15 protein-coding genes are annotated in these 14,299 nt (G+C 72.8%); 13 read left to right on the forward strand and 2 right to left on the reverse strand.

Features of this window, described 5'->3' with window-relative positions; all coding sequences use genetic code 11:
• Positions 1-46: 46 nt before the first annotated feature.
• From GRQ65_RS04125 to GRQ65_RS04150, 6 genes are all read left to right on the forward strand, one after another.
• The gene (locus tag GRQ65_RS04125) at positions 47-1,300 is read left to right on the forward strand and encodes a cysteine desulfurase (RefSeq protein ID WP_160875431.1); all 1,254 of its coding nucleotides are present in this window, start codon (positions 47-49) and stop codon (positions 1,298-1,300) included.
• 3 nt (positions 1,301-1,303) lie between these two features.
• Positions 1,304-1,753: a Fe-S cluster assembly sulfur transfer protein SufU gene (gene sufU / locus GRQ65_RS04130; protein WP_160875433.1), complete on the forward strand. Its 450-nt coding sequence runs from the start codon at positions 1,304-1,306 to the stop codon at positions 1,751-1,753.
• Positions 1,746-2,105: a metal-sulfur cluster assembly factor gene (locus GRQ65_RS04135; RefSeq protein ID WP_160875435.1), complete on the forward strand. Its 360-nt coding sequence runs from the start codon at positions 1,746-1,748 to the stop codon at positions 2,103-2,105. The genes sufU and GRQ65_RS04135 overlap by 8 nt, the downstream gene beginning before the upstream one ends.
• Before the next feature lie 148 nt (positions 2,106-2,253).
• Positions 2,254-3,219 (forward strand): ATP-binding cassette domain-containing protein, encoded by a 966-nt coding sequence (locus GRQ65_RS04140; RefSeq protein ID WP_160875437.1) that lies wholly within the window; start codon positions 2,254-2,256, stop codon positions 3,217-3,219.
• A complete protein-coding gene (locus tag GRQ65_RS04145; RefSeq protein WP_160875439.1) occupies positions 3,216-3,998 on the forward strand; it encodes an ABC transporter permease in 783 nt (260 codons plus the stop codon). Before GRQ65_RS04140 ends, GRQ65_RS04145 begins: the two co-directional genes overlap by 4 nt.
• A 24-nt stretch (positions 3,999-4,022) precedes the next feature.
• Positions 4,023-4,808, forward strand: a complete 786-nt coding sequence (locus GRQ65_RS04150; protein ID WP_160875441.1) for an ABC transporter permease — start codon at positions 4,023-4,025, stop codon at positions 4,806-4,808.
• Positions 4,809-4,829: 21 nt separating this feature from the next.
• On the opposite strand, the gene GRQ65_RS04155 is transcribed toward GRQ65_RS04150, so the two are convergent.
• The gene (locus GRQ65_RS04155) at positions 4,830-5,996 is read right to left on the reverse strand and encodes an SGNH/GDSL hydrolase family protein (protein ID WP_160875443.1); all 1,167 of its coding nucleotides are present in this window, start codon (positions 5,994-5,996) and stop codon (positions 4,830-4,832) included.
• 95 nt (positions 5,997-6,091) lie between these two features.
• Here GRQ65_RS04155 and GRQ65_RS04160 point away from each other — a divergent pair, with 95 nt between their 5' ends.
• From GRQ65_RS04160 to GRQ65_RS04170, 3 genes are read left to right on the forward strand one after another with little or no spacing between them, the layout of a single operon-like run.
• Positions 6,092-6,697: an acVLRF1 family peptidyl-tRNA hydrolase gene (locus GRQ65_RS04160; RefSeq protein ID WP_160875445.1), complete on the forward strand. Its 606-nt coding sequence runs from the start codon at positions 6,092-6,094 to the stop codon at positions 6,695-6,697.
• Entirely contained in the window at positions 6,694-7,212 is a 519-nt protein-coding gene (locus GRQ65_RS04165) for a YfcE family phosphodiesterase (protein ID WP_160875447.1), read from the forward strand. The genes GRQ65_RS04160 and GRQ65_RS04165 overlap by 4 nt, the downstream gene beginning before the upstream one ends.
• A 10-nt stretch (positions 7,213-7,222) precedes the next feature.
• Positions 7,223-8,131 carry an aminoglycoside phosphotransferase family protein gene (locus GRQ65_RS04170; protein ID WP_160875449.1) on the forward strand — a complete coding sequence of 303 codons (909 nt, stop codon included), beginning with the start codon at positions 7,223-7,225 and terminating at the stop codon, positions 8,129-8,131.
• Between the two features lie 3 nt (positions 8,132-8,134).
• On the opposite strand, the gene ypfJ is transcribed toward GRQ65_RS04170, so the two are convergent.
• Positions 8,135-9,064 (reverse strand): KPN_02809 family neutral zinc metallopeptidase, encoded by a 930-nt coding sequence (gene ypfJ / locus GRQ65_RS04175; RefSeq protein ID WP_160875451.1) that lies wholly within the window; start codon positions 9,062-9,064, stop codon positions 8,135-8,137.
• A 62-nt stretch (positions 9,065-9,126) separates the two neighbouring features.
• Here ypfJ and GRQ65_RS04180 point away from each other — a divergent pair, with 62 nt between their 5' ends.
• From GRQ65_RS04180 to GRQ65_RS04195, 4 genes are read left to right on the forward strand one after another with little or no spacing between them, the layout of a single operon-like run.
• Positions 9,127-10,725, forward strand: coding sequence for an ABC-F family ATP-binding cassette domain-containing protein (locus GRQ65_RS04180; protein ID WP_160875453.1), 1,599 nt, complete (start codon positions 9,127-9,129; stop codon positions 10,723-10,725).
• 44 nt (positions 10,726-10,769) lie between these two features.
• A complete protein-coding gene (locus tag GRQ65_RS04185; protein WP_160875455.1) occupies positions 10,770-11,567 on the forward strand; it encodes an enoyl-CoA hydratase/isomerase family protein in 798 nt (265 codons plus the stop codon).
• A 19-nt stretch (positions 11,568-11,586) separates the two neighbouring features.
• The gene (locus GRQ65_RS04190; RefSeq protein ID WP_337191479.1) at positions 11,587-13,458 is read left to right on the forward strand and encodes an ABC transporter ATP-binding protein; all 1,872 of its coding nucleotides are present in this window, start codon (positions 11,587-11,589) and stop codon (positions 13,456-13,458) included.
• A 24-nt stretch (positions 13,459-13,482) separates the two neighbouring features.
• Complete coding sequence (locus GRQ65_RS04195; protein ID WP_160875457.1) at positions 13,483-14,241, forward strand: SDR family oxidoreductase; 759 nt, start codon at positions 13,483-13,485, stop codon at positions 14,239-14,241.
• The last annotated feature ends 58 nt before the right edge of the window (positions 14,242-14,299 follow it).

The following is a 14,299-nucleotide window of genomic DNA, read 5'->3' on the forward strand; positions in this document are numbered from 1 at the left end:
CCGCGGCCCCGATCACCCCACTTGTTACGACGGAAGGACCGGCACCATGGACGGCCTGCTCCCCGACCTCGAGGTCGTGCGCAAGGACTTCCCGATCCTCGAGCGCACGCTCGCGGGCGGGATGCCGCTGGTCTACCTCGACAGCGCCAACACCAGCCAGAAGCCGCAGTGCGTGATCGACGCGATGGTCGACCACCTCGAGCACCACAACGCCAACATCGCGCGCGCCATGCACCAGCTCGGCGCCGAGGCGACGCAGGCGTTCGAGGACGCCCGCGACGCGGTGGCGGCGTTCATCGGGGCCCCGAGCCGCGACGAGGTCATCTTCACCAAGAACGCCTCCGAGGCGCTCAACCTCGCGGCCAACACCCTGGCCTGGGCCTCGCCCTACCAGGTGGGCCCCGGTGACGAGGTCGTCATCACGGAGATGGAGCACCACTCCAACATCGTGCCGTGGCAGCTGCTCACGCAGCGCACGGGCGCGACGCTGCGCTGGTTCGGCCTGACCGACGAGGGGCAGCTCGACCTGAGCGGCATCGACTCCCTCATCACCGAGCGCACCAAGGTCGTCTCGCTGACCTGGGTCTCCAACGCGCTGGGCACGATCAACCCGGTCGCCGAGATCGCCCGGCGCGCCCACGAAGTGGGGGCGCTGGTCGTGGTCGACGCCTCGCAGGCCGCGCCCCAGCTGCCCGTCGACGTGGTCGCGAGCGGTGCCGACATCCTGGTCTTCACGGGCCACAAGGTCGTCGGCCCGACCGGCATCGGCGTCCTGTGGGGTCGGCGCGAGGTGCTCGAGCAGCTCCCGCCGTTCCTCGGTGGCGGCGAGATGATCGAGACCGTCCGCATGGAGGCCTCGACGTACGCCGGCATCCCGCACAAGTTCGAAGCCGGTACGCCGCCGATCGCGGAGGCCGTGGGCCTCGGTGCAGCGGTGCGCTACCTCGGTGACGTCGGGATGGAGGCGATCCAGGCCCACGAGCAGGCCATCACGGCCTACGCCCTCGACGGGTTGGCGACGGTGCCGGGGCTGAAGGTGCTGGGCCCGACCGACGCCGCGCTGCGGGGCGGCGCGATCTCCTTCGAGCTCGACGGCATCCACCCGCACGACCTGCAGACCGTGCTCGACACCCGCGGCATCGCGGTGCGCGCCGGTCACCACTGCGCCCGGCCGGCCCACGAGCGGTTCGGGGTGCAGAGCACGACCCGCATGTCGTCGTACCTCTACACGACGCCGGGCGAGATCGACGCGCTGGTCGAGGGGCTGGAATACGCCCGCTCGTACTTCCGGTTGGACTGAGCGATGGACCTCGACAGCCTCTACCAGGAGATCATCCTGGACCACTACAAGAACCCCCACCACAAGGGCCTGCGCGAGCCCTTCGAGGCGGAGGTGCACCACGTCAACCCGACCTGCGGCGACGAGGTGACCCTGCGCGTGCACGTCGGCGACGACGGCACCGTCGACGACGTCTCCTACGACGCCGTCGGCTGCTCGATCTCGCAGGCCTCGGCGTCGGTGATGACCGACCTCGTGATCGGCAAGCCGGTCGACGAGGCGATGACGATCCACGAGGAGTTCCTCGCCCTCATGCAGGGCAAGGGCGCCGTGGAGCCCGACGAGGAGGTGCTGGAGGACGCCGTCGCGTTCTCCGGCGTCGCCAAGTTCCCGGCGCGCGTGAAGTGCGCCCTGCTGTCGTGGATGGCCTGGAAGGACGCCACGACCCGAACCCTGGAGGCCAGGAATGGTTGATCACGGCGAGCTCCCCGAGGTCCCCGAGGCCGGCGGCACTGCCACGGTGACCGTGGACGACGTCACCGAGGCGATGAAGGACGTCGTCGACCCCGAGCTCGGCATCAACGTCGTCGACCTCGGCCTCGTCTACGACGTGCACCTCGACGCCGGCCACAACGTCGTCCTCGACATGACGCTCACGTCGGCGGCCTGCCCGCTGACCGACGTCATCCAGGACCAGACCAACGCCGCCCTCGAGGGCATGGTCAACGACGTCGCCATCAACTGGGTCTGGATGCCCCCGTGGGGCCCCGACAAGATCACCGAGGACGGTCGCGAGCAGCTCCGCGCGCTCGGCTTCAACGTCTGAGGGGTTTCGAGACGGTCGCTAGCGCGACCTCCTCAACCACCGGGTGCACCGGTGGTTAAGGAGGACGGAGTCCTGTCTCGAAATCACGGTCTCTGCGCTCGGCGTAAACCACTGGCGCGTCGGGCGCTGTCCCTGGTGGGGTGCCGGAGTGACGGCAGTGGTGGCACGTGACCTGCGACGCAGCTTCCGCACCACCCAGGGCCGGCTGAGACGCACGCGCAGCGAGGTCGAGGCGGTGCGGGGCGTCTCCTTCGAGATCGCGCCGGGCGAGACGTTCGGTCTGCTCGGCCCCAACGGAGCCGGCAAGACGACGACGATCAAGATGCTGATCACTCTGCTGCTGCCGACCTCGGGCAGCGCGTCGGTGCTCGGCATGGACGTCGTCGCCGACGTGCGCGCCGTACGCCGCCGCATCGGCTACGTCTTCGGCGGCGACCGCGGTCTCTACGACCGGCTGAGCGGGCTCGACAACCTGCGCTACTTCGCCGAGCTGTACGGCGTCGAGCCGCGCGAGCAGCAGCGGCGCATCGGCGCACTCCTCGAGCTGGTCGGGATGACCGGTCGCGAGCACGAGCGGGTCGAGGGCTACTCCCGCGGGATGCGGCAGCGGCTCCACATCGCCCGCGGGCTGCTCCACGACCCCGACGTGGTGTTCCTCGACGAGCCGTCGATCGGCATCGACCCGGTCGGGGCGCGCGAGCTGCGGGCGACCATCGCCTCCCTGAAGGAGCAGGGCACCACCGTCCTGCTGACGACGCACTACATGTTCGAGGCCGACGAGCTGTGCGACCGGATCGCGGTGATCAGGTCCGGCGAGATCGTCGCCGAGGGCACCCCCGAGCAGCTCAAGCGCGGGGTCGCGTCGGGTCGGGTGCTCGAGGTCGAGACCTACGGCGTGCCCGCCGGGGTGGTCGAGACGCTCGGTGACCTCGGGCCGGTGCACTCGGTCGCGGTGGAGGAGCGGGGTCAGCTGCAGGTGCTGGTGCTGCAGTGCGACGCCGACTCGGAGGTGACCCAGGACGTGCTGTCACGGCTGGGCGACGTGCGCGTCGGGCGGGTGTCGGCGCGGGAGCCCACGCTCGAGGACGCCTACGTCCAGCTGGTGACCCAGTGACCCGACTGACGACTCGGGCCCGTCAGCTCTGGCTCTGCTACCGGCTGCAGCTCAAGATCCTGCTGGTCTCGCCGTTCGAGGGCTTCCTCGGCGTGGTCTTCCCGCTGATGTTCGCCACCGCCACCCTGCTCGTCTACCGCGTCGAGGGCGACCCGCGGGCGATGGCATACGCCGGCCTCGGTGCCGCGGTGATGGGGGTGTGGACCTCGGTCACCGTCGCGGCGAGCAGTCTGCTCAACCGCGAGCGATGGGCCGGCACGCTCGAGCTGCTCGTGGCCGCGCCCACGCCGTTCTTGATGGTCCTGGTGCCGATCACCACGGCGATGGCGACCGTCGGGCTGGTGAGCGTCGTGGTCACCCTGGTCTGGAACCGGCTGGTCTTCGGCGTGCGGCTCGACGTCGCGAGCTGGCCGCTGCTGGTGCTGGGGGTGCTGGCGGCCACGGTGACGATCGCGATGTTCGGCTTCCTGCTGTCGGTGGTCGCGGTGCGCTACCGCACGGCGTGGGCGTTGGGCGCATCGCTGGAGTACCCCGGCTGGCTGCTCTGCGGGTTCGTCGTGCCGGTCTCGCTGCTGCCGCTCGTGGTCCGGCCGCTGTCCTGGGCGCTGGCACCCACGTGGGCCGTCGAGGCGATGCGGTCCGCCGCCTCGGGTGGCAGCCCGTGGGGCGAGCTGGCCGTCTGCCTGGCCCTCGGTGCGGCGTACGCCGCGCTCGCGGCGTACCTCGGTCGACGCCTCATCGAGTCCGCACGGCGCCACGCGACGCTGGCCCTGACGTGAGGTGGCGGTCGTGAGGGGCGGGTCGTGAGCAGCGCTCGGGTGTTCTTCGTCGGTGGTCTGCTGAGCTTCCGCGCGCAGTTCAACTGGCTGAGCCCGTGGATCCTCGTCCCGTCGCTGATGGTCTCGCCGGTGGCGCAGATCCTGCTGTTCGCCTACGTCGGGCGCGCGGCCGGCGTCGGCGACGACCGCTTCTTCCTGGTCGGCAACGCGCTCAACTACGCCGCGATCCCGTGCACGTTCGCGATGACGTTCGCGATCTCGGGGGAGCGGTGGGCCCAGACCCTCGGGCTGGTCCTCGTCACGCCGGCCCGGCGGCTGCCGCTGTTCCTGGGCAGGGCGCTGCCGGTGATCGTCACCGGTTGGGCGGTGGCGGTGTTCGGCCTGGGCGTCGGGTCCCTGCTGCTGGGCGTGCGCCTCGAGGTCGCGGTGTGGCCCTCGCTGCTCCTCGCCGTCGCGGTGACCTCGGTGTCGTGTACGAGCCTGGGCCTGCTCATGGGCGCCGCCTGTCTGCGCATCCGCGACGGGGCCACCCTCGGCAACGTCGTCTTCCTCGTGCTGCTCGTCTTCTGCGGCACCAATGTCGCGCTCGCCGACCTGCCGGCCTGGATGGCCGCCGTCGGCGAGTGGCTGCCGCTCACCCACGGCATCGAGGCGGCCCGCTCCGTCGCCGCCGGCGCGCCGCTGGGTGACGTCGCGGGACCGCTCGTGCGCGAGCTGCTCACCGGCCTGGCGTACGGCGTCGCCGGGCTCGCGACACTGGGGTGGATGGAGCGCGACAGCCGTCGGCGCGCGACGCTCGAGCGGATGTGACAGTGCCGCGGGCGCGGCCTGTCAGGAGCGGCGGCCTCCGGCCCGGACGTCACGACCGCACGACCGCCAGGACCTGACGATCCACTCCGCCCAGAAGGTCTCCGCCGACGAGGTCGGGTGCACCCCGTCGACCAGGACGCCCGGACGCGCGGCAACGACTCCGCGCCAGTCGGCGACACAGGTCGCGGGTCGGTCGGTGGCGAGCCTCCGCATCCACCTCGCGGTGCGCGTGCTCGCCGGCTGGATCTCGGCGGGCCGGTGGGGATCGGCCCGGTAGGGCAGGACGAGCATGACCGGGGTCCGCGCGGGCAGGGTGTCGAGGACCGCACGCAGGTCGCTCGCCCTGAAGCCGCGGGCCGCGTTGGTGCCGAGCTCGACGACGAGCCCGTCCGGCGCGCCGTGGTCGGCCTCGAACGCGTCGAGGCGTGGCCGGAGGTCGTCGAGACGGCGCGACGGGATCCCGTCGAGGTGGGCGTCGGGCCACCGTGTCCCCAGCTCGTCCTGGCCGCGCCATGCGATCGAGTCGCCGACCAGGAGGACGCCGCCCGGTGTGTCGGCCGGGTCGTGACCACGCTCGCAGCGGCCGTCGGTGAACCGGTGACCGGGCCGGGTCGAGCAGATGACGGCCGAGGTCTCACGCGCCTCCCGCTCCAGGGTCGTGCCGCGCTGGCGCGCCTGTTCTCTCAGACGGCGCACGTCACCGGGGGAGCGGCACTCGTCGTAGGCCCCCGCGCGGTCGCTGTGGGTGACGTAGGTCGAGGCGGTGCCGGTGCACTGCGGCGCGTGGGTGATGACGGCTCGGCCGCGGTCGGGGTTGGCGGCACACCAGTTGACCTGAGCGACCCAGCGTCGGTGCAGCTGTGCACAGAGCCGGTAGTCGACAGGTGCCCCGAAGGCGTGGTCGCCCTGACCCCGCAGTGCGCACAGCTCCGCGCCTCGGGCCGCCTTGGCGATCCGAGCTCCGGGGACGCACCGGTCGCGACTGCACCCCTGGCCTCCGACGTAGACGCGGCCCAGCAGGCGACAGTCGGTCGGGCCGATGCGCGAGTCCGTCCTCGCGGTCGAGGAGACCTGCGAGGTGACCTGCGAGGAGACCTGCGCCCGTGCCGGGTCGGGCGCCAGTGCGAGCACCGTGGCCACGACGACCAGCCAGGCCAGCCAGGAGCGGGCCGTGCGGGAGATCGGCATGCGCAGTGCCTCCGGGGGCCGAGGCTCCGTCCCCGAGCCTGTGCAGGCACGACCATCTCACGCATCGCCTCCGGCCGTCTGGTGCACTGGGGCTCGTGACGTCCGTCCAGGTGCCCGCCGCCCGCGTCGAGCGGTGGGTGGCCAACTTCGTGGCGCGCCACGGTGGGACGGCGCTGAGCGTGGAGGACGGCGCCCTGCTCGGCGTCGCCGACGACGGGTCGCGGTTCGCGGCGCGCCTGCCCCTCGGAGCGTCGTACGACGGACCGGCGGAGGCGGCGGCCTTCGCGGCGGCCGTGCAGGCGCCGGAGCGGTGGGGCGTGCTGCTGGTGCGCAAGGGCGGGTTCGCCGTCGCCCGGTTGCACGGAGGGGAGATGGTGGAGTCCAAGACCGGGCAGCGTCACGTGCAGGGCCGGACCAAGGCGGGCGGTCAGAGCCAGCAGCGGTTCGCGCGCCGGCGTGACAACCAGGCCCGCCAGGCCTACGAGGCGGCGGCCGACCACGCGGCGCGCATCCTGGCAGACGTCGGGGACGTCGTCGCCGGCGGCGACCGGGCCGCCGTCGAGGAGGTGCTGGACGACCCGCGCCTGGTCCACGTGCGGGTGCACCAGCCGTGGCTCGCCGTGCCGGACCCGCGTCGCGGCGTGCTGGAGCAGGCCGTCGTCGACGGCGCTTCCGCGCGGATCGAGGTGCACAACGCGTGAGGCTGCTGCTGCTCGCCGACACCCACCTGCCCAAGCGCGCCCGGGACCTGCCCGCGGAGGTCTGGGCCGAGGTCGACCGCGCCGACGTCGTGCTCCACGCCGGTGACTGGGTCGAGGTGGATCTGCTCGACCGCCTCGAGGAGCGGTCGCGCCGCCTGGTCGGGTGCTGGGGCAACAACGACGGACCGGAGCTGCGCGCCCGGCTGCCCGAGGTCGCGCGGGTCGAGCTGGGAGGCGTCCGGTTCGCAGTGGTGCACGAGACCGGGAGCAAGGAGGGCCGCGAGCGGCGCTGCGCCGCGGCGTACCCCGATGTCGACGTGCTGGTGTTCGGGCACAGCCACATCCCGTGGGACACCGTCGCCGAGCGACCCGACAGCGGCACCCTCCGGCTGCTCAACCCCGGCTCGCCGACCGACCGGAGACGGCAGCCGCACTGCACCTACCTCACCGCCGAGGTCCAGAACGGCGCGCTGAGCGGCGTCGTCCTGCACCGGATCGAGCGCCGCATCCACTAGCGTCCGAGCCATGTGGCAGCCCGAGCCGGGGTGGCACCCCCTGCCGGGCGCGCACGGCACCTCCACCCTCGGCGTCTGGCGGACCGTGCTCGGCGGCCGCCCCGTCGTGGTCAAGCGCCTCGTCGCGCCCGGGACCCACGACCCCGCCCCGCTGAGCGACCCGCGCCACTTCGCCTACTGGCGGCGCGCCGCCGACGTCGTCACCGCGCGGATCGCGCTCGGCGGACCCGGCCTGCGGGCGCCGTCGCTGACGTCCGTCGAGGAGGACGAGGACGGCATCACCCTCGTGCAGGACTGGGTGGAGGACGCCGCCAACACCGGACTGCTCTGCGCCCACGCGATGGCCCGGTTCGCGGGGGCGGAGCTCGGGGCGCACCGCTGGCTGGCCCGCGACCTGCTGCGCGACCGCATGCACCGCGTCGAACGGCGCGGCGGCTGGACGACGCTCGCGCGCACGACCGTCGCCGACGTCGCCGACCACCTCTGGCGCCGTCGCGCGTCCCTGCTCGACGAGCTCGACGCCCTGCCGCAGGTGGCCCAGCACGGCGACCCGACCCCCGCCAACCTGGTCGGCCGCGTCGAGGACGACGTGCTCGCCGTCGACTGGGGCACGGTCGGTCACGGCCCGGTCGGGGGCGACCTCGGCTACCACGCGCTCACCGCCCGGGAGGGGTTCGAGCCCCTGCTCGAGGCCTACCTGCTGGGGTTGCCGGACGGGCTGGCCACCGCCGAGCAGGTCGAGCACGGCGCCCGCGTCACCGCGGTCCTCACCGCGCTCAACCGCGCCGAGTGGGCGCTCGCCCGGGTCGCCGGGGGAGAGGGCGCCCTCGCCGGGAAGTACCGCCACCCCGCCGTCGCGCCCCACCTGCGCTCGCTCCAGCGGCAGTTCCCGCAGATCGAGGCGCTCGTCGGCGGGTGAGGGCTACAGCGACGTCGCTGCGAACGTGTCGCACTCGCGGATGTCGGTGGCGTTCAGCCCGGTGGTGAACCACCGCTGGCGCTCGGCCGCGGAGCCGTGGGTCCACTGCTCGGGGTTGACGTCGCCGCCGCCGCGCTGCTGGATCCGGTCGTCGCCGACGGCCTTGGCCGAGTCGAGGGCCTCGTCGATGTCGCCCTGGTCGAGCGCGTCGAAGATGCGCACGCCCTGATCGTCCGTGGTCGAGGTCGCGCCCTTCGTCCACATGCCGGCGTAGCAGTCGGCCTGCAACTCGAGGCGGACGGAGTCGCTCTCCGGACCGGTCTGGGTGCGGACCTGGCCCATCGTGCCGAGGATGTTCTGGATGTGGTGACCGAACTCGTGGCCGATGACGTAGGGCTCGACGAAGTCGCCGCCCCGGCCCCCGAGCTGGCCCTCGAGCACGTCGTCGAAGAACGTGGTGTCGAGGTAGATGGTCTCGTCGGTCGGGCAGTAGAAAGGGCCGACGTCGGAGGTCGCGCCGCCGCAGCCGGTGGTGGTGCTGCCGCTGAACGTCACGATCTGGCTCGGGCGCAGCTCGGTGCCCGTCTGCGCGGGCAGCTCGGCCGACCAGTAGCGCTCGAGCGACAGCTCGACCGCCTGGCGGGCGCAGTCGACGTTCTCGTTGGCGTCCTGCCCGCTCTTGCACTCGGCGTAGCGGTCAGTGGTCTCGACCGCGCCGCCGGTGTCCCCGCTGCCGCCCCCGCCGCCGGCGAACTGGACGACCAGGAAGATGACGATCACGAGGATCGTGGTGCCGATCCCGCCGCCGGCGACCGCGCCGCCCGGGATGCCCCCGCCGAGACCGCCTCGGCGCAGACCACCCCCGCCGCCACCGCCGCCACGCCGGTCCGAGACACGTCCGCCGCTGATGTCGGCCTTGGGGTTGAAGCGCACCCGCCCACACTAGGGCGTCAGTTGGGGACGTGGGGCGCGACGGCCGTAGGCTTGGCCCAGTCATGATCACCGCTCACCAGCTCGAGGTCCGAGCCGGGGCGAGGCTCCTCATGGCAGACGTCAGCTTCCGCATCGCCGCGGGGGACAAGGTCGGGCTGGTCGGCCGCAACGGTGCGGGCAAGACCACGATGACCAAGATCCTCGCGGGTGAGGCGCTGCCGGCTGCCGGGCGCGTGGAGACCACCGGCGAGGTGGGCTACCTGCCCCAGGACCCCCGCACCGGCGATCCCGAGGTCCCCGTCCGCGAGCGCATCCTCTCCGCGCGCGGCCTCGACGACGTCGTGCGCCGGCTGCGTCAGGCCGAGGAGGAGATGGCCAGCGACGACCCGGCCGTCCGCGACCGCGCGATGCGCCGCTACGAGCGCGCCGACTCCGAGCTGCACGCCGGTGGTGGGTACGCCGCGGAGGCCGAGGCCGCGCAGATCGCCTCCAGCCTCGGGCTGGCCGACCGGCTGATGACCCAGCCGCTGAAGACGCTGTCCGGCGGTCAGCGCCGCCGGGTCGAGCTCGCCCGCATCCTGTTCTCGGGCGCCGAGACGCTGCTGCTCGACGAGCCCACCAACCACCTCGACGCCGACTCGATCGTCTGGCTGCGCGACTTCCTCAAGTCCCACCGCGGCGGGTTCGTGGTGATCAGCCACGACACCGGACTGCTCGAGGCAACGGTCAACAAGGTGCTGCACCTCGACGCCAACCGTGCCGAGGTCGACGTCTACAACATGGGCTGGAAGCAGTACCTCCTCCAGCGCGAGACCGACGAGAAGCGGCGCAAGCGCGAGCGCGCCAACACCGAGAACAAGGTCAAGACGCTCACCGACCAGGCCAACAAGATGCGCGCCAAGGCCACGAAGGCGCAGGCCGCGCAGTCGATGCTCAAGCGGGCCGAGAAGATGATGGCCGGGCTCGAGGGGGAGCGTCAGGCCGACAAGGTCGCCCGGATCAAGTTCCCGGCGCCCGCCCCCTGCGGTCGCACCCCGCTGACCGCCTCGGAGCTCTCGAAGTCCTACGGCTCGCTCGAGGTCTTCACCGACGTCGACCTCGCCATCGACAAGGGCAGCCGGGTCGTCATCCTCGGGCTCAACGGCGCCGGCAAGACGACGATGCTGCGGATCCTCGCGGGCGTCGACCGCGCCGACACCGGCGAGGTCGTGCCCGGCCACGGGCTGAAGATCGGCTACTACGCCCAGGAGCACGAGACCCTCGACACCTCGCGCACGGTGCTGGAGAACATGCAGAGCGCCGCGCCGCAGCTCACCGACACCGAGGCGCGCTCGGTGCTCGGCTCGTTCCTCTTCTCCGGCGAGGACGCCCACAAGCCGGCCAAGGTGCTCTCCGGTGGCGAGAAGACGCGCCTCGCGCTCGCCTCGCTCGTCGTCTCCTCGGCCAACGTGCTCCTGCTCGACGAGCCGACCAACAACCTCGACCCCGCCTCCCGCGAGGAGGTGCTGGCCGCGATCCGCACCTACGAGGGCGCGATCATCCTGGTCACCCACGACGAGGGCGCCGTCCGGGCGCTGGAGCCCGACCGGGTGCTGCTGCTGCCCGACGGCGACGAGGACCTCTGGAACGACTCCTACGCCGACCTGGTGTCCCTGGCCTGATCTCGCTGGCCTGCGTGTCGGTGCGGGGCTCTAGTCTCGAGGACATGAGCACCGCGCAGTCCACCGACGGGTTCGCAGTCGAGCTGGCGGCAGCGGGGCTGCGTCTCGACGTGACCGACGCCGTCGCGACGGTGACCCTCGACCGGCCCGAGCGGCGCAACGCGCAGACGCCGCAGATGTGGCACGCCCTCGCCTCGATCGGCGACGCGCTGCCCGACGAGGTCCGGGTCGTCGTCGTGCGCGGCGCGGGCCAGAGCTTCAGCGCCGGCCTCGACCGGGCGATGCTCGACCCTGCGACCGGCGACGTCGGGCGGCTCCTGCAGCAGGACGACGCCGCGGTCAGCGAGGCGATCGACGGCTACCAGCGCGGCTTCACCTGGCTGCGCGACAGCCGGTTCACCTCCGTCGCGGCGGTCCAGGGGTACGCCGTCGGCGCGGGCTTCCAGCTGGCCCTGAGCTGCGACCTGCGGGTGCTCGCCGACGACGCGCAGCTGTGCATGAAGGAGCCCGCCCTCGGCCTCGTTCCCGACCTCACCGGCACGCAGCCGCTGGTCGAGGCCGTCGGCTACCAGCGGGCACTCGAGATCTGCGCGACGGCCCGGATGGTCGGAGCCGCCGAGGCGGTCGACATCGGGATCGCGCTGACCGCCGTACCGCTCGAGCAGCTCGACGCGACGGTCGCGGACCTCGCCGCGGCCCTGACCGCGCACGACCCCGGCGCGGTCTCCGAGACCAAGCGGCTGCTGCGCACCGCCACCGACCACGACCTCGACACCCAGCGCCGGCTCGAGCGTGAGGCCCAGACCCGGCGCTTCCGCGCGCTCGCGGAGCTGCTGTCATGAGTCGCCGGTGATGGGCGGGATGGGCGGTCCCGGGGCAGGGGCCGCCTGGCGCAACCTGCGCACCGACCGCAGCATCGTCCACAACCGCATCGAACGGCGCACCGTCGCCCGCATCCTGCGCTGGGCCGGCCCGCACAAGCGGCTCATCTCGGTGTTCCTCGCCATCACGGTCGTCGACGCGGCGATGGTGGTCGTCACCCCGCTGCTGGTCCAGCGCATCGTCGACGACGGCATCCTGGCCGGCGACCGCAGCGCCGTCACGTGGCTCGCGCTCGGCATGGCGGGCGTCGCGGTGCTCAGCGCCCTGCTGAGCGTGCTCGGCGGCTGGTTCTCGAGCCGGATCGGGGAGGGGCTGATCTTCGACCTGCGCACGAGCGTCTTCGCCCACGTGCAGCGCCAGTCGCTCGCCTTCTTCACGCGCACCCAGACCGGCGCCCTCGTCTCGCGGCTCAACAACGACGTCATCGGTGCGCAGCGCGCGTTCACGTCGACGCTGCAGAGCACGGTCGCCAACGCGATCGCGGTCCTGGTCGTGGGCGTCACGATGATCGCGCTCAGCTGGCAGGTGACGGTGCTGTGCCTCCTGATGTTCCCGATCCTCTTCCTCGTCTCGCGCTGGGTCAGCGGCCGGCTCGCCGCCATGACGCGTCAGCAGATGGACGGCAACGCCGACCTCGGCAACGTCATGACCGAGCGGTTCAACGTCGGCGGAGCGATGCTGCTCAAGCTGTTCGGACGCCGAGGGGAGGAGGACGCGCTCTTCGCCGGAAAGGCCGCTGTGGTGCGCGACCTCGGGGTCCGCATCAGCCTCACCACGCGCATCTTCTCCGCCTCCATGCTGCTGGTGCCGGCGCTCGCCACCGCGCTCGTCTACGGCGTCGGCGGCCAGCTCGCCATCAGCAGCACGCTCTCGGTCGGCACGCTGCTGGCGCTCGCGACGCTCCTGCTGCGCCTGCTCGGGCCGCTGCAGGGGCTCTCCAACGTGCGCATCGACGTCATGACGGCGCTGGTCAGCTTCGAGCGCGTCTTCGAGGTCCTCGACCTGCCCTCGCTCATCGAGGAGCGGCCCGGCGCCCACGAGCTGCCCGCGCACGCGTCGCGGCTCGAGTTCGACGGAGTCTCCTTCACCTACCCGCGGGCCGACGAGGTGTCCCTGGCCTCGCTCGAGACGGTGGCCCGGGCCGACTCCCGCGACCACACCGAGGTCCTCCACGACCTGTCGTTCGTCGCCGAGCCGGGCCAGATGGTGGCGCTCGTGGGCCCCTCCGGGGCCGGCAAGACGACGATCACCCACCTGGTCGCACGGCTCTACGACGTCGACGCGGGCGCCGTGCGCGTCGGTGGCCACGACGTGCGCGAGGTGACCCTGCAGTCGCTCGAGGACGTCGTCGGCTACGTCACCCAGGACGCCCACATGTTCCACGACACGATCCGGGCCAACCTCGCCTACGCCGCGCCCGGCGCCGACGACGACGCGATCTGGTCGGCCCTCGCGGCCGCTCAGGTCGCGACGCTCGTGCGCGGGCTGCCCGACAGCCTCGACACCGTGGTCGGCGACCGCGGCTATCGCCTCTCCGGCGGCGAGCGCCAGCGCTTGGCCATCGCCCGGCTGCTGCTCAAGTCGCCGGCGATCGTCGTGCTCGACGAGGCGACCGCGCACCTGGACTCCGAGTCGGAGGCCGCGGTCCAGCGCGCGCTGGACGCCGCCCTCGAGGGGCGCACCTCGCTGGTGATCGCCCACCGGCTCTCGACCGTGCGCCACGCCGACCTCATCCTGGTCGTCGACGGCGGCCGGATCGTGCAGCGCGGCACCCACGCCGAGCTGCTGCGCCAGGGCGGGCTCTACGCCGACCTGCACCGCACGCAGTTCGTCCAGGACGTCCCGGCCTGACTCGGCGGCCGTACGCTCGAGCCCATGGACCTCGGCCTCACCGATCGCGTCTACCTCGTCACCGGCGGCACCCGCGGCCTGGGCCGCGCCTGCGCCGAGGTGCTCGTCGCCGAGGGCGCGCGGGTGGTGGTGTCGAGCCGCAGCGAGGAAGCCGTCGGTGCGACCGTCTCCGCCCTCGGGGAGACCTCCGCGACGGGCCTCGCCGCGGACAACTCCGACCCCGCCACGCCCGGCCGGCTGATCGCGACCGCCCGGGAGCGCTGGGGCCGCCTCGACGGCGCCGTGGTGAGCGTCGGCGGACCGCCGGTCGGACCCGTGAGTGCGATCGACGACACGCAGTGGACGGCGGCGTTCGAGTCGGTGTTCCTCGGCGCGGTGCGGCTGGCCCGCCAGGTCGTCGCCGAGCTCGACGACGGCGGCTCGGTCGCCTTCGTGCTGTCCTCCAGCGTGCGCTCGCCCGTCTCCGGGCTCGCCGTCTCCAACGGGCTGCGGCCCGGTCTCGCGATGGTCGCCAAGACCCTGGCCGACGAGGTCGGGCCCCGCGGCATCCGGGTCAACGGGCTGCTGCCGGGCCGGATCGCCACCGAGCGGCTCGACGAGATCGACGAGGCAACCGGCGACGCGGAGGCGGCGCGGGCCGCTGCCGTGGCCGGGATCCCTCTGCGGCGCCAGGGGGAGCCGGTCGAGTTCGGCCGTGCCGCGGCGTTCCTGCTCTCGCCCGCCGCGTCCTTCCTGACCGGCGTGATGCTGCCCGTCGACGGGGGCGCGCTGCGGGCGTTGTGAGCGTTCACCGCGGGTTCTGACAGGGTGGGGGCGTGGAAGAGAGAATCCTCGGCCGTAC

The sequence above is a fragment of the Nocardioides flavescens genome, from assembly GCF_009823805.1.
Lineage (GTDB): Bacteria > Actinomycetota > Actinomycetes > Propionibacteriales > Nocardioidaceae > Nocardioides > Nocardioides flavescens.

What these genes read in the sequence shown, in the direction of transcription:
- GRQ65_RS04125 (WP_160875431.1), top strand. Translation starts at nt 47, where the DNA reads ATGGACGGCCTGCTCCCCGACCTCGAGGTCGTGCGCAAGGACTTCCCG.
- sufU (WP_160875433.1), top strand. Translation starts at nt 1,304, where the DNA reads ATGGACCTCGACAGCCTCTACCAGGAGATCATCCTGGACCACTACAAG.
- GRQ65_RS04135 (WP_160875435.1), top strand. Translation starts at nt 1,746, where the DNA reads ATGGTTGATCACGGCGAGCTCCCCGAGGTCCCCGAGGCCGGCGGCACT.
- GRQ65_RS04155 (WP_160875443.1), bottom strand. Translation starts at nt 5,996, where the DNA reads ATGCCGATCTCCCGCACGGCCCGCTCCTGGCTGGCCTGGCTGGTCGTC.
- GRQ65_RS04170 (WP_160875449.1), top strand. Translation starts at nt 7,223, where the DNA reads ATGTGGCAGCCCGAGCCGGGGTGGCACCCCCTGCCGGGCGCGCACGGC.
- GRQ65_RS04180 (WP_160875453.1), top strand. Translation starts at nt 9,127, where the DNA reads ATGATCACCGCTCACCAGCTCGAGGTCCGAGCCGGGGCGAGGCTCCTC.
- GRQ65_RS04185 (WP_160875455.1), top strand. Translation starts at nt 10,770, where the DNA reads ATGAGCACCGCGCAGTCCACCGACGGGTTCGCAGTCGAGCTGGCGGCA.
- GRQ65_RS04190 (WP_337191479.1), top strand. Translation starts at nt 11,587, where the DNA reads ATGGGCGGTCCCGGGGCAGGGGCCGCCTGGCGCAACCTGCGCACCGAC.
- GRQ65_RS04195 (WP_160875457.1), top strand. Translation starts at nt 13,483, where the DNA reads ATGGACCTCGGCCTCACCGATCGCGTCTACCTCGTCACCGGCGGCACC.